We start from the raw sequence: 14,852 nt of genomic DNA, 5'->3' as shown, positions 1-14,852 counted from the left end.
GTTCAAGAAGTTCTTGCAGCTTGAACCTAACCTCTTGTACCTATTCGTTAGAAGGGCTTAAAAGATCTACCTGGAAGCGAAATTTTGCGGTTTCCATCGACATGATATCATAAAGGTCTTCGATTACTTCAAAAACAACTTTGGGTGCTCCGATAATAGTTGTGGACAGATAGCCAACTTCAATATCAACATCATATTGGGCAAGATGCTCCAGCAATTCCTGTACTTTTTCTCTGGGGTCTTCTTGGGATAAAGGAATGTAAGTGAGCTGGGCAATGGTTTTCATAGGGGTATTTCTAATATTTTGAGTCATTAATTTGAACCAAAGATAAAACAGAAGCAGTAAAGAGGCTAATTTAAGTGAATATCGAATATCGAATATTCAATGATGAAGAAGCTCAATTCACCAATTCATCTAAAACAAAACAAGAAATAAAAAAAATACATGAAAGATCTAATCCAAGAATTTAAAACGTTTGTCTCCCGCGGTAATGTAATTGAACTGGCGGTGGGATTAATTATGGCTACCTATTTTGGGGCTATTGTGAAATCCTTTGTAAATGATATTGTCATGCCGCCTGTGGGGTACTTAATAGCGGGGGTCGATTTTGCCGAACTAAAATTCCAGATAGCTGAACAGATGCTGGCGGATGGAACCCTGCAGGCGGTGACGATAAACTACGGGGCCTTCATCAATACCATCATTACATTTCTGATTGTCTCAGCTGCGATCTTTATGGTAGTGCGGGTATATAACAACTTCATGAAAAAAGAAGAAGAAAAGCCTGAACCCAAGCCCGCCGAGCCGAGTAAGGAGGAAGTGCTGTTGACAGAAATCCGGGATTTGTTGAGGAAGTAGCATATTTCGGTTATAACGTTCCTGTACCCTATGGTATTTGAACCAAGGTTTTAAGGATGGCCGGGATGACCATGATTTTTATCATGAAATAGTAGAATCCCGGTAATCAAGAAAATCCCATAAATCATGGTTCAAACTCTTTGCTTCCCGCTCGTCCGGGGGGATTACCGCAAAAAAAATCAGAAATTTTGTAAGGAATGCAGTTTTAACTGCTCTAACTGTTAAACCAGAACAAACCTGATTACAATGGCAGTACCGTATATCGTTATAAAACAACAGGGGCCTCCCGGCTCAAGATGGGAGGGGGAAAAAGTAAAGTTTGCCCGCTTGGTGAGCAATAGAACCGTAAATACCTATGAATTACAGGAAAAGATCTCAAAAATGTCCACGATGAGTCCGGCCGACGTTGCCGGCGTGCTGACCGCAGTCAGTGACCTGATACCCCTTGAGCTTGCAGACGGAAATATCGTAAAGCTGGATGGTATCGGAACCTTCCGCGTTGTTGCCAGCAGCGGGGTTTTGGAAGACATCACCCGTATTTCCGGGGCTGATTTCAATAACGTCCGCCTCAATTACCTTCCTGACAAAAAATTGAGGCAAACCTTGAAGAACCTTCGCTACAAGAGAAAGTAGATCCCGGAATAAGGATTAAGAAGAATGCATTCATTCACCCAGAGTGAAATAATAATTTACCCTCAGTGAATTTAAAAAACTCCCGGGGTGAATTTTTGATTCCATCTAGATGGGGCCGGAATGTTTTCGTTGCGGAGTTGTAACCGGGTTATTTTGTCAGGAGAAAAATCAAGGTTCAACTCTTTTCAACCTAAAAACTTCCGTTCGGGTTTCACCATTCTGACTTATCTGAAGCCGGGTTTCCATTTCAGTATCTGATTTCTTCTCAAAGATCAGCCCTTTCATCTCAATTTTATCCTTCGAGTAGCTGATCATCTCAAAAGTGGTCATATCGTCTTTTTCCTCCCAGCCGGTTAGGTCCGGGTTAAAATGCTTCAGCCGAATTCCCGTTTCATCCAGCAGCAAGAACTCATAAAACACCGGTTCTCCGTCTTTGATATGCCGGAACATGCCCATCATGGTTCCGTTCACGGGCTGTGACCATGTTTCTTCGTTGAGGCCGCCAAGACCTGTCCCGCTCCATGAGCCGGCCAGCCAGCTGTAATCTTCAATGTCGAAAGGCAGGGTAGAAGTTTCATCAGTCCGGCTGTTATCCGAAAAGGATAGAAGGGCCAAGGCAAGTCCAATAAGCAATATGAGTGGTTTCATGGCAAGATATCCAGTTAATAGTTACAAGAACGATCATTCATTGAGATTGTAAAAAAAGAGCAGGTAATAAATGATTAGAATTTATTTTAAGCAGTAGTTGAGAGTTGAGGTAAAGAAAGACTTTGTGGCTTCTGGCACCAACACCCTCCGTCTTGCTCCGCATTCACTGCGCAATCCACCCCCTCGAGGGATTGAGGTACATTGACATTTTCTAAAACCTAATGCCTCGCACCTAACACCTAACTAAACATTATGCATCAATGGTAAAAAATTGTTATTTACGGCAAACTAAATTTTAGCCGAATCAACCCATGAGTAAGAAAACAACATTCACTCCCTTTGTTTCTGCGGAAGACGATCTTCCGCAAATTACCGTCAAAGCTGTAATTCTTGGATTTTTGTTATCCGCTATCCTGGCAGGGGCTAATGCCTACCTGGGACTTAAAGTTGGGATGACCGTTTCCGCATCTATCCCCGCAGCGGTTATTTCCATGGCGGTGTTGAGGCTCTTCAAGGAATCTAACATCCTGGAGAACAATATTGTACAAACGGCGGCATCGGCGGGAGAGTCGCTGGCGGCAGGAGTTATCTTTACGCTCCCGGCACTTATTTTACTCAAATACTGGCTGGATTTTCCTTTCGTGGAAACCACGGCTATCGCCATGTTTGGCGGGATACTAGGAGTTTTGTTCACGATTCCCCTCCGAAGAGCTTTAATTGTAGAGAGTGATCTTCAATTTCCGGAAGGAGTTGCTACCGGTGAGGTTTTGAAAGCCGGGACCGAAGGCGGGAAGGGAGTCAAGACGATCATTCAGGCCGGTTTAGCTGCGGCATTGTTCAAGCTGAGTCAGACCGGGTTGAAGCTTTTTTCAGGTTCTGTTGGCGGTTCGGTGACTACCGGGAAATCCATTTTTGGGATTGGAGCTGATCTCTCCGTAGCCCTTTTGGCTGTTGGTTATATTGTAGGGTTGAATATCGCCGTACTTATTTTTGCGGGAGGACTCATATCCTGGCTGTTCGGTATTCCAATTTATATGGCGGTAAGCAGTCCCGAAGAAATTTCGGCTATTGTAGGGGCGGCCGAAGGCTATGATGCGGCTCTTGCGATATGGAGCCAAAAAATCCGGTACCTGGGTGTGGGGGCGATGGTTGTCGGTGGAGTTTGGGCTTTGATTTCACTGGCCAAACCACTGGTAGATGGTATTAAGTCATCTATGGCTGCGGTTAAAGAACTGAAAAGCAATGGTTCCGGAAATGTGCCGCGCACTGAATTGGATACGCCCATTAATATTGTGGTTTGGGGTGTCATTGGTCTTTCCATTCCCATTTTCATTGTCTTTATGTATGTGATTGATATTGAGCACCTGGCAGTAAGCACCGGGGCATACTGGACGGCCATTACGTTTGGAGTGGTATTTTCGTTGTTTGCAGGATTTTTATTCTCCTCCGTTGCGGGATATATGGCCGGTTTGGTGGGTTCTTCGAATAACCCTATTTCCGGTGTAACCATCGCCACGGTGTTAGCCACTTCATTGTGTTTACTCGCCATTTTGGGCGGACAAGTAGATTTTGCCGCTGATATGGAAAAAGCCACCACAGCCGCTGCCGCTGCTATTATTGTGGGAGCTATGATTGCTTGTGCTGCCGCACTTGCCGGTGATAACTTACAGGATTTGAAAGCCGGACAGATTGTAGGAGCCACCCCTTACAAGCAACAAATTATGCAGGTAGTCGGAGTGGTTGCCGCTGCTTTGGTGATTGCACCTATTTTGAGTCTCCTTTTTAATGCATACGGTTTGGGCGGTGTTTTTCCGAGAGAAGGGATGAATCCTTCTGAGATGTTGACAGCTCCCCAGGCTACTTTGATGCAATCCGTGGCGGAAGGGGTATTTGCCCGGAACCTGGAATGGGCCATGATTATTATTGGCGGTTTGATTGCGGTGGCTATCATCATTTTGGATCAAATCCTGAAACGAAAAGGCACTGAGTTCAGAACGCCGGTATTGGCTGTTGCAGTTGGAATTTATTTGCCCGTAGAACTTTCTGTCCCCATTTTCTTAGGAGGTATGATTGCATGGACAGCTGCAAAAGTGGTACGGAGAAGAGCCAAAAATGCCGGGGAAAGTGAGGAAGAAGCAGAAACGAATGCCGAGCGCAAGGGACTGTTATTTTCATCCGGGTTGATAACGGGTGAGGCTTTAATCGGAATTATTCTTGCCATTCCTTTTGCCTTTTTTGAAAGCACCGATGCTCTCCGCATTATGCCGGAAGGCTTTGAATGGCTCACAAGCACCCTGGGTGTTGGCGCTGCAATTTTCTTCATGATATGGCTGTACAAAGTAGCTATTAAGAAAGGAGATTAAGCAGGGAGGTTCCCCCAAAGCATTCCAACGAAGACATTGGGAACGAGATAAATCCCAGCAGGATGATGCAAGATGGTTTGTTGTATGCCATCCCTTCGGGATTCTTCATGCCGGTTGGGAATGTTACCCTGCAAGTCAGGGGCTATTTGCTTTCGTCCTTCCAGAACTTATAACATTTAATGGTTGGGAGCGAGGTAATGTTGTAAGTCATAACTGGAAAAGAGAATGACAACGCATGCATATATTTATTTCCATAATACTCTTTGTTGCCGGGCTTGGACTGGTAATTTATTTTGCCGAAAAGCTTGTCGAAGGGGCTGTGGGAACATCTTTGGGTTTTGGTATTTCCTCATTTCTGGTCAGTGTTATCTTTATTGGTTTTGATCCTGAAAACCTTGCCTTGGGGGCAGTGGCTTCTTTTGAAGGAGTGGCAGGTATTGCCTTAGGGTCTATCATTGGCGCGGCCATGGTCGCTATAGCCCTTGCCTTTGGTATAACACTTTTATTTGTTCCGATGGAATTTGAAGAAGTACCTAAGCGAATTCTTTTAATTCCTATTCTCGCTGTGTTTCTTCTGGGTTTATTGGGGAATGATGGGCAGCTTTCACGAATAGATGGAGTAATTTTACTTTTTGCATTTGTACTCTCTATTCTCCAACTCCTGAGACTAAGCAAAGGTGGATTCGACATTAAATCTACCGGGGAAGTTGCTGAAACTCTTGAAAAAAAAGAGGAGCTTAACAGGTGGAAATCGCTGGGACTTCTCCTGATCTCGTTGATCGCCATTATTGCCGGGAGTGCGATGTTGGTCAAGGCTTCTGAAACCATCATTGCAAATCTCGGCTTATCAGATACCGTTTTTGGTATGACGATTTTGGCCTTGCTGGTAAGTATTGAAGAACTGGGGAAAGAATTGCCGGCAGCATTGAAAGGCAGGCCAGAGATAAGTTTTGGGAATGTGGTTGGCTCTGTCTTAGCCTTCTTTTTGTTCAATGCCGGAATCATTGCCATTGTCCAGCCCGTGCCAGTGAGTGATCAGGTTATGAGATTCTATCTTCCTTTTTGTATGGTTACGCTTATCATGATATCATTTTTCATGATGCGCAAAAAAATCCCGCGCTGGGCCGGCATTGTCTTGATAATCCTATATATTATTTTCTTTTCCGCCGGCTATTTTATGTAAAAATTAGCCATCAGCCGTCAGCTTTTCTGGTCAACAAAAAAACTGACGGCTGAAGTCTGACAGCTGGGAGCTTTAATCTAAATTCACTACTTCGACTCCGTTCAGGCTTTTTCCTAAAAACCGCTCCGCCAATTCGTGGAAGCGCTGCGGACGGTCGCTTACAAAACATTGGAAATCCCCGCCGGTTTGATTTAGCAAATCCAGTTCTTCTAATTTTGTCTTGGCCGATGCTGCAATGGATTCAGCTGAATCAATAATTTCAATATTCCCGTTTTTGAGCACCTTGGGAATCACTTCTTTAAAAAGAGGATAATGTGTGCATCCTAAAATCAGCGACTGAATTCCACTTTCATCAAATTCATCCAGGTAATAATGAAGGGTTTGTTTTGCCACTTCATTATCAATCCAGCCTTCTTCAGCTAAAGGGACTAACAGCGGGCAAGCCTGTTGGCTTATTTTGATTGTGGGATCAAAAGCATGAATGGCTTCCGGGTAGGCGTTGGAGTTTACGGTAGCCAGAGTCCCTATTACTCCAACATGTCTATGATTTGGGAGAGAAACTGCATTACGGGATCCGGCTGAAATTACATCCAACACCGGAATATCTCCGGCAGCCCGGATGATTTCCTCTTTTGCTGATGCTGAAACCGTATTACAGGCAATCAGGATCATTTTCACCTTTTTTTTCAGAAGAAAATTTGTGATTTGAAGCGCATAGGTACGTATCGTTTCTTCTGATTTAATTCCGTAGGGTACCCGTGCGGTATCCCCGAAATAGATGATGTCTTCATTAGGCAGGGCTTCAATTACGGCTTTGGCTACGGTCAATCCGCCAATACCGGAATCAAAAATGCCAATAGGTGCGTTTTTTAGATTTTGCAAAAGATTAATAAGTATGGAATTATTTGTTAAAGGAAGGTATTCATTTCTTAAAACTTAATTCAAGATTTGTACTTTGTTCCCATGAACAAAATATCGGCATTTTTTTTATTCGTCTTAATATCCCAAGGTTATCTTTTAGCCCAGCAACCCGATACCCTTAAGGGAGATTTGGGTGAGGTGGTGGTGGTGGGTTATGAAGGCAATCGCAGTGTGATGGAATCACCCGGTGCGATCGCTAATGTTGAGCCTGAGCGAATCACCGGGTTCGATGAGGGTTCTCTTTTGTATGGATTAAACACTGTGCCCGGTGTAAGGATCGAACAGCGGGCTCCCGGAAGTTACCGGGTGGCTATTCGTGGAAGCTCTCTCCGCTCACCCTTTGGGGTCAGAAACGTGAAAATTTACTGGAATGATATTCCATTCACCGAACCTTCGGGAAGTACGCCGCTGAACTTACTGGATGTAATTAATATGCAGGAAGTGGAAGTGATTAAAGGTCCGGCAGGCAGTATTTATGGAGCGGGGAACGGCGGGGTTTTATTGCTTGACAGCCGTCAGTCGGAAGAGGATGAGGTGGGTGCCGGAATCCAGTTCGGCTCATATGGACTCCAGCGCTATAGCGCCTATGCCCAATCTCAGTTTGAAGGCGGAAACTTTCGGTTCAATTATTCAGACCAGCAGTCGGATGGATACCGGCAACAATCCTTTTTCAATCGGGAAACTGCTGAGCTGTCCGGGCGTTTTCAGCTGAATGATAAACAGATCGTCAAAACCAGTTTTTTATATTCTGATCTGCATTATGGGATACCGGGGCCGTTAACCAAAGAGCAGTTTGACGCAGATCCGAGTCAGGCCCGGCAGGGAAATCCATTTGCCTTGGGGAGTGTTGAAGCGAATGCAAGTATTGATCAACAGACTTTTTTAGCGGGAATAAGCCATGATTTGCAAATTTCGGATAACATTTCAAATCTGACTACTCTGTATGGAACCTTCAGTGCATTCGAAAATCCCTTTAATCTGGACTATAAAAAGGATAGCCGAAAATCAGGGGGCGGAAGAACCCGTTTCTATTTTGATACGAATATCGGGGAAGTGCGTACAAGATTTACCGTAGGTGGGGAATTGCAATCTGCTAACTATGCCGCCCGAAATTTTGAAAATGACAGCAGTCAGGTTGGAGCTCTTAATTTTGATGACGAAATCAAGATCCATTCATCCCTGGTATTTTTGAATACGGAAATTGACTTGCCCAATGAATTTTATGTCACAGCCGGGTTGAGTTATAACCGTCTCGAATATAGGCTGAATCGTTTGGTGACGAACCTGCAAGGAGATGTGCCCGGGTTAGCTGAGAAAACCTTCGAGCCGGAGATCATACCGCGTATAGGGTTAGTGAAGAAATTCTCGCCGGCGCTATCCGTATACGGAAGCGTGAGTTATGGATTTTCACCCCCAACCATAGAGGAGTTCAGAACCAATGAAGGCAGCATCGCTCTGGATTTGGAAGCAGAACAGGGAACAAATTATGAAGCAGGGACACGAGGAACATTAATCGGGCCAAGGCTTTCCTATGATATCACCGCTTTTTATTTCAAGCTGGATGAAACTATCGTTCAACAGCCATCCGACCGAAATTCAACGGTTATATTTGAAAATACCGGAAGCACCGATCAATATGGGATTGAGACTGCAATAGATTGGGCGGTCATCCGAAATAACAGTGCTTTTTTACAGAAATTGGATTGGACCGTTTCATACACCTATCATGACTTTGAGTTCAAAGATTACCAAAAGGAAGGAGAAGATTTTTCCGGAAATAAACTGACGGGAGTCGCTCCGCATATCTTCGTGTCTACATTAAATGCAAAAACAGAGGCAGGACTTTACGGTTCCTTATCATACAACTTCACAGATGAAATCCCATTGAATGATGCCAATACGGTGTATTCAGATTCTTATCATTTGATTCAATCAAAAATAGGATTTCAAAAAGAAATACTGGATAACCTGATTCTTGATCTTTTTATGGGAATTGATAATCTGCTTGACGAAAAATACAGTCTCGGAAATGACCTGAATGCCTTTGGAGGCCGTTACTACCAGCCTGCTGCACCGAGAAACTGGTTTGGAGGGGTGAAGGTAAATGTTGAATTATAAATTATGAATGTTAAATGACCTGAGACATTTAACATTCATAATTCAACATTTAAAATTTCCTAGCTAATACTACCGTCTCCTTAAAGGTCACATTCTTGCCAATGGCACTGTTGTAGGCCTCAAAGAGCACAATGTAAATTCCCACGCGATTGTTTCGATTGTCGTCGGTACGTCCGTCCCAGATGAGCGAACCCTCAAAGCCTGCCTGAAATCCATCTGCCAGTTTACGGACCTTTCTTCCGTATCGGTCAAAAATATGTACGCGCAATAAGTAATCCGACTCATCCAGCTTGTAATTGATGAATAGGTTGTCTTCAAAGCCGTCATCGTCGGGGGAAAAGGGATTTGGAGTGAAGGTGATTCCTGTGTTTACTGGACCCGCTCCGGATTCCTGGAAGATAGAATTTTGTTCCCCCGGGGTCCCTCCGTTTACGCGCGTGCTTGAGCTCCAGTTTGATTTGTCATTGCTCGGCCCTTCCGGATTGATACGTTCGAGTGCTACGCCGTCGGTATCATAGAGATTGGGATTTTGCCAGCTTTCATCATAAAACACAGAATCAATGATTGCCGCGGTGCTGTCAGCCAGATAAACGGCATCATCAGAATTAGTTAAGCTCAGGCTGCTGCGATTGATGCGAGCCTTAAACTGATCACTTTCTCCCTGTAATTTAAAATACTTAGCAAGCCGACTTTCATTGAACGTTGTGGCCTGGTCTTCAGCATAAACCACCACATATCCATTGGCAGGGATCCATTTATAATGAGTGGAGACAGGAAGCAAGGCTCGAACTTCTCCATTTTCATCGAGCTCATCGTGCAGATAAAATCCTTCCAGTGATATAGCATAATCAGAAGGATTATAAAGCTCTACATATTCTGTTTGATCGGGGAGATTATCATCCGAATTGGCCAAAGGATTATATAAGATCTCGTTGATGACAACGGCGCCCGGAGCGAGTGGCTGAGAAACCTCAACAGCCAGTTCCTGGTTTGCATTGCCCCGAATATCAGTAATGTTATTGAAGGTAAGGTGCAACGGTTCATTTTCTTTGATTTTTTCTTTTACCTGAACGGAAGCTGATCCTGATGCACTCTTTTCTAAGATTACGATATTACCGTTTGCCTCGCTGTAACTTATGATGGGAGCCGGCTGATCATTGATAAAGGCTGAGGCATTGTCAATATTTACAAATTCGCTGAAGGCTACAAAAATAGTTCCGTTCGATTGCAGCCTGGAAAAAATTATCTCCGGCGGAGTTTCATCAGGCTCAAAGATCGAGCTTTGATAACCGGCACTGTTTCCGATTTCTGAAATATTGCTGGCCCAGTTTGAAGCATCGTTCGAAGCAGACTCAGGATCTTTACGTTCCAGGGAAACTCCGCGTTCATTTTGCCCCCAGGTGTTACTATAAAACAGGCTGTCAATTAAAATACCTACCTCATTTCGGATCACCACTGCGTCTTCATCATCATTCAGGGACGGGAAGCTCGGAAGGTAAACACCATTTTGAACTTCACTGGCAAAGCTTTTGAGGCCGGTCAGGATCAGGTATTCTCCGCTTCTGATTTCAGTACCTTCCGGTAAGGTTGTTGATCCCCTCGCATCAGATAAGGTCCAGTTGCCAAGATTAAAGTTTCTTTCCGATCGATTGTATAATTCAACAAATTCTTCAGAATCCGCATTTTTTTTTCGATATAGAATCTCATTTATGATCACATCTCCGAAATTGGCAGTGGAAAATTCTATGTACTGTAATTCCACCGTCAGTGAAGCCTGAACATTTCCAAAGATGTCTGCCTGATTTTCAATGATGAGGGTGTAAGTTTCTCCGTCAGTTAAGAATGTCTCAAGCACAACAGTCACCGTGTTTCCTGAAAATTCAGCGATCTCTGCAATGGATACTGCAGGCAAGATCGAAAAATTGGATTTGTTCTTAGCCAATACAGAATCAATACGTTCACTAAAGGTAATTTGGATGGAGTCGGAAGAGGTGGTGAAAGCGTTAATGATTTCCGGCGGGTTGTTATCAGGCTGAATCTGATTGGCCGCCCCCGGAGTAGCGAGTTCATTAGAAGGTGAATCTCCCCAGTTTTCCCGGTAATAAGAGGGGGCAGCAGGGGATCGTCTTTCCAAAGAAACTTTATCCCCGCCCCATTCTGAGAAATAGGTAAGGGAGTCGATGAGTATGCCGCTTTGGTCTCGGATCACAATATCATCAGAGCCATTGTTAAGAGCCGGAAACTTATTTCCCATCACAATGATCGGTCGGTCAGGGAATAAGCTGATAATCGTACTGTCCGGTGCTAAAATAACATAGGACCCCGTTACCAATTCAACACTGGTATTCGTAATAACAAGACGAGTTCCGGTATTGTCATTGAAGGTCCAGTCCCGAAGATCGAAATTTTTGTCTGATGAATTATGCAGTTCAATGAATTCAGAAAATTCAGCTCCGGGATCGTATATAAATTCATTGATCACTACATCACCGGAATCGGCTTGGGCGATGTCGATCAGGAAAAAAGAGTCTTCAAGGATAGACGCCACGTTCCCGAAAATATCCAATTGTCCTTCAGTTATAAGCCCATACTCACTACCCTGTTCCTGTTTATGTAAAGCGTTTTGGAATGAAATGATGACGGTATCCGGCGCCAGAAATTCCACGGATTCTAAAAGGGGCGGAGCGGATGGAAGTCCTTCGGGCTCCAATAGTGTGTAATTGGCTTCATTTTCCGCTGGTTCGGGTTGTATTCGTTCTGAAAAGATCATCCGGAAGGTACTGTCATTTAATACGGTCAGTGATGCAATTTCAGGCGGAGAAGTATCGGGTTGAATTTCATTCGGAGCACCGGGTGTTGCGAAGTTATCAGAGGGGCTTTCTCCCCAATTTTCCTGAAACAATGGAGGGACATCAATACTTCGGCGTTCCAGTGAAACCTCCCTTCCTCCCCAGCTTGGAGCATAGGTTAAGGAGTCGATGAGCGTACCGCTTTGGTTTCTGAGTACAATGTCATCGGGGGTAGTGCTGTTGAGATTCGCAAACCGGCTGCCCATATCTGCAAGCGTAATATTCGGAAAAGATTTCGCGATGGTGCTGTCCGGAGCTAAAACAGCATGAGAATTTGGTGCCAATGTAAACTCACTATCTGAAATTGCACGTGCATTTCCGGCATTGTCATTATAGGTCCAGTCCTGAAGATTATAGGCACTGTCGGTTGGATTAAAGATTTCGATGAAATCAGTAAATCCGGTTGCCGGGCTGTACATAAATTCTGTTATAAATACATCTGCCGAATCAGCGGTGGCATATAGGATTACAAAGAAAGAAAGAGGAATTTCGACAGCTGTATTCCCAAAAATGTCAGTTTGATTAGCAACGGACAACTCATACGCAGTTCCCGAAGGCTCGCTGGGAAGATCAAATTCGTATTGAAGGGTGATACTTGAAGGGGTTGCCAGCGTAGCGGACTGAAGTGCGGGAATAGGTTCTGAAAGCCCATCAGCTGAAAGGGTGAAATTGGTGGAATCCCGGGCTGTACTTTCCTTAAGCCGTTCAGAAAAAGAGAGCTGAATTTGGTCATCAGCAGGCCTTTGGATGCTAAGTAATTCAGGCGCGGTAACATCAGGTGCAACGAGATTGGTCAAACCCGGTGTGCCAAAATTTTCAGCCGGACTGTCACCCCAGTTCTCCCTGAAGGTGGATGAAACGGTGGCATCGCGACGTTCAATAGCCACATCTTCACCGCCCCAGTCCGAGGTATATTCGAGTGAATCGGCGAGGGTTCCGTTATTATCAAAAAGGCGAATCTGATCTCCGGAATTATTCAAAGCGGGAAGTGAAGTTTGTACGTAGTTAGCCTCTCCAAAAAATATACTTAAGGCAACAGTGTCTGCTGAAATTACTGTAAAACTATCGGGAAGGATTACAAAGTCAGAGCCTGTGATGGAAGTGATGGAGTTGTTATCACCGATTCTCCAATCTCTTAAATTCAGATATTTTCCGGAGATATTTTTGAGTTCTACATATTCAACAGCACCGGTGGGCGGATCCTTCATAAATTCATTAATCAAAATATCTCCGGACTGATAGTCGTCAAAAACAAAAAATTCAGCCTGGGTATTTTGAGGAATAATCCATCCGTTCACACTTTCAATATTTGAAACGACTGCCAGATTTGGCCCTGAAGGTAAACTTGTCGGAAGGTTCACTATCAGCTGATTTGTTTCCGGCTGAGTTATGTTTGATGAGGGGGCTAAAACTTCTCCGTTTATTGTGAAATCTTCAGTAGATACCGTGGCAAATTCAATATTATCACTGAATAGAAAAAGGATTTCACTTTCAGAAAGTGCTGATACTTCCATGATAGTAAACGGGTTTGTAAAAGTGAATTCAGCTTGATCATTGGCAGTGTTTTCAAAAATATCGGTCAAACTATCAGCGCTTAAGATCCAGTTCCCGTCGTATTCTTCCAGGTTTGAACTTAAAGTAAGCTCAACAGTATCAGCGGCAATTTGGGTGGCTGATGAGATCGCTGGTATAGTCGGCACAACTGCTCCGGTTTCCGGGTTTTGGTCAAGGGAATAGTTGCCTGTCGTTTCAGCCGAGGTGGTTTCCAATCGTTCCGAAGCAACAAGTAAAATAGTTTGGTTGTTTTGGACCAGAAGTTCAGATATCGCCGGAGCTGTAGTATCTTCAGCTACCAGGTTTGCAAAGCCGGGAGTACCGAAATTACCAGCCGGACTATCTCCCCAGTTTTCCCTGAAAGTAGACGAAACCGAAGTATCTCGTCGTTCGATGGATACATCCAGCCCACCCCACTCAGAAGTATATTCGAGCGAGTCGGCAATAGTGCCGGTGGGATCAAAGATGCGAACCTGATCTCCTCCGTTATTCAACGCAGGCAATGAGGTTTGGATATAGTTAGCATTTCCGTAATAGGTATTTAGGGAAGAGGTATCAGCAGAAATAACAGCAAAGCTATCGGGAAGAATAGCGAAATCTGATTCGATAATGGTAGTTTGAGAATTGTTATCACCTACCTGCCAATCCCTTAAATTAATATATCTTCCGGAGATATTTTTGAGTTCCACATATTCAGCAGTACCGGTAGGCGGATCTTTCATGAATTCGTTAATTATAATATCGCCGGGCTGATAGTCGTCAAAGATTATGAAAGACAGGGTAGTATCGGCCAGGGTGGTTTCGCCGGATAAGTTATTAATACCGGAAACAGAGAGGTCATGGATGCCGCCGGAAAGGGGATCAGAAAATGTTATGCGGGCAGTATCAGCTGTTTGGTGCGTTACAGACTGAGGATTAATACTGCCCGGATTTAAAGTGAAATCAGTGCTTTCAACAGTACTGGAATCAAAGGCATGTGAGAATACAATATCAATTTCGGTGTTACTGACCGGAGATACAGAGGTAATTTCAATGGGAGGAATGTCAATTTTGAAGTCAAAAGCGAAAAGGTCGGACCGAGTGGATGTGTAGATTGTTTTGAATCCGAAATGAGAAGCAGCAGTATAGGTACTATCTGTTCCGGTTCCCTCTTGAGCTAAAGCGCCTGCATATCCCTCGGCTACTTCGAGAGTCCAGTTTCCGGAAGCATCCCGGGTTACTTTCACTCTATAATCGCCCCCGTTACTGATGTTGGTTGTCCCGGTGATGATCTCTGATGCTTCAGATCCGGAATCAATTCTGAACAGCCGGAAAACATCATTACTGCCATCCTCGCCGGCTAATATTTTGTAACCGTTGAGAGATCCGTTGAAATCACTCGAATCGCTCATTAAATAAATTTCTGCTTTATTGCCATCAGAAGGGGCAAATTCCATTCGTATAAAAAATTCCCAATATCCTTCAATATCAACAGAGGGAATACTTAGATAAGAAGTCCCTGCATCAGGAGCATTTTGCTGAAGCAAAATATTTTTACTTTCATCTATAAAAGTGAAATGAGCATTATTACCGGACCAGTCTGAGATGTCTTTGTCCGAAAAATCATCTTCGAAGTTTGCTGTCTGTGCAACGGCAATTGATGGTATGGTAAATAGTAAAACTATCAGCAGTTTTTTCATGCTAAAACCTTAGCTTGATGAGGTAACTAAAGAAACTGCCTTTAT

At 44.0% G+C, this 14,852-nt stretch carries 9 protein-coding genes; 5 read left to right on the top strand and 4 right to left on the bottom strand.

All coding sequences use genetic code 11. The annotated features are described in order from the left end of the window. Positions 1 to 40: 40 nt before the first annotated feature. The gene (locus HUJ22_RS14750; protein WP_290878460.1) at positions 41 to 286 is read right to left on the bottom strand and encodes a hypothetical protein; all 246 of its coding nucleotides are present in this window, start codon (positions 284 to 286) and stop codon (positions 41 to 43) included. 159 nt (positions 287 to 445) lie between these two features. Between HUJ22_RS14750 and mscL the strand changes: the two genes are divergently transcribed. After that, entirely contained in the window at positions 446 to 859 is a 414-nt protein-coding gene (gene mscL, locus HUJ22_RS14745) for a large-conductance mechanosensitive channel protein MscL (RefSeq protein WP_290878459.1), read from the top strand. 246 nt (positions 860 to 1,105) lie between these two features. Further along, complete coding sequence (locus HUJ22_RS14740) at positions 1,106 to 1,492, top strand: HU family DNA-binding protein (RefSeq protein ID WP_290878458.1); 387 nt, start codon at positions 1,106 to 1,108, stop codon at positions 1,490 to 1,492. A gap of 168 nt (positions 1,493 to 1,660) precedes the next feature. On the opposite strand, the gene HUJ22_RS14735 is transcribed toward HUJ22_RS14740, so the two are convergent. After that, a complete protein-coding gene (locus tag HUJ22_RS14735; protein WP_290878457.1) occupies positions 1,661 to 2,140 on the bottom strand; it encodes a DUF6265 family protein in 480 nt (159 codons plus the stop codon). A gap of 311 nt (positions 2,141 to 2,451) precedes the next feature. Between HUJ22_RS14735 and HUJ22_RS14730 the strand changes: the two genes are divergently transcribed. Continuing rightward, positions 2,452 to 4,503, top strand: coding sequence for an oligopeptide transporter, OPT family (locus HUJ22_RS14730; RefSeq protein WP_290878456.1), 2,052 nt, complete (start codon positions 2,452 to 2,454; stop codon positions 4,501 to 4,503). A gap of 235 nt (positions 4,504 to 4,738) precedes the next feature. Beyond that, positions 4,739 to 5,686: a hypothetical protein gene (locus HUJ22_RS14725; protein ID WP_290878455.1), complete on the top strand. Its 948-nt coding sequence runs from the start codon at positions 4,739 to 4,741 to the stop codon at positions 5,684 to 5,686. A gap of 72 nt (positions 5,687 to 5,758) precedes the next feature. Here the strand turns inward: HUJ22_RS14725 and murI are convergent, their stop codons facing one another. Continuing rightward, on the bottom strand, positions 5,759 to 6,568 hold the full coding sequence (gene murI / locus HUJ22_RS14720; protein ID WP_290878454.1) for a glutamate racemase: 810 nt from the start codon (positions 6,566 to 6,568) through the stop codon (positions 5,759 to 5,761). Positions 6,569 to 6,649: 81 nt separating this feature from the next. Between murI and HUJ22_RS14715 the strand changes: the two genes are divergently transcribed. Then, positions 6,650 to 8,725 (top strand): TonB-dependent receptor, encoded by a 2,076-nt coding sequence (locus HUJ22_RS14715; protein WP_290878453.1) that lies wholly within the window; start codon positions 6,650 to 6,652, stop codon positions 8,723 to 8,725. Positions 8,726 to 8,774: 49 nt separating this feature from the next. Here the strand turns inward: HUJ22_RS14715 and HUJ22_RS14710 are convergent, their stop codons facing one another. Continuing rightward, positions 8,775 to 14,807, bottom strand: a complete 6,033-nt coding sequence (locus HUJ22_RS14710) for a lamin tail domain-containing protein (protein WP_290878452.1) — start codon at positions 14,805 to 14,807, stop codon at positions 8,775 to 8,777. Positions 14,808 to 14,852: the final 45 nt, after the last annotated feature.

The organism is Gracilimonas sp. (genome assembly GCF_014762685.1).
In the GTDB taxonomy this organism is placed as follows: domain Bacteria; phylum Bacteroidota; class Rhodothermia; order Balneolales; family Balneolaceae; genus Gracilimonas.
The sequence above is the reverse complement of the archived record's forward strand: the minus strand, read 5'-3'. Positions and strand labels throughout refer to the sequence as shown.

Coding starts and splice junctions, on each gene's coding strand:
- HUJ22_RS14750 (WP_290878460.1), bottom strand. CDS start 286: ATGAAAACCATTGCCCAGCTCACTTACATTCCTTTATCCCAAGAAGAC.
- HUJ22_RS14730 (WP_290878456.1), top strand. CDS start 2,452: ATGAGTAAGAAAACAACATTCACTCCCTTTGTTTCTGCGGAAGACGAT.
- HUJ22_RS14715 (WP_290878453.1), top strand. CDS start 6,650: ATGAACAAAATATCGGCATTTTTTTTATTCGTCTTAATATCCCAAGGT.
- mscL (WP_290878459.1), top strand. CDS start 446: ATGAAAGATCTAATCCAAGAATTTAAAACGTTTGTCTCCCGCGGTAAT.
- HUJ22_RS14725 (WP_290878455.1), top strand. CDS start 4,739: ATGCATATATTTATTTCCATAATACTCTTTGTTGCCGGGCTTGGACTG.
- HUJ22_RS14735 (WP_290878457.1), bottom strand. CDS start 2,140: ATGAAACCACTCATATTGCTTATTGGACTTGCCTTGGCCCTTCTATCC.
- HUJ22_RS14740 (WP_290878458.1), top strand. CDS start 1,106: ATGGCAGTACCGTATATCGTTATAAAACAACAGGGGCCTCCCGGCTCA.
- HUJ22_RS14710 (WP_290878452.1), bottom strand. CDS start 14,807: ATGAAAAAACTGCTGATAGTTTTACTATTTACCATACCATCAATTGCC.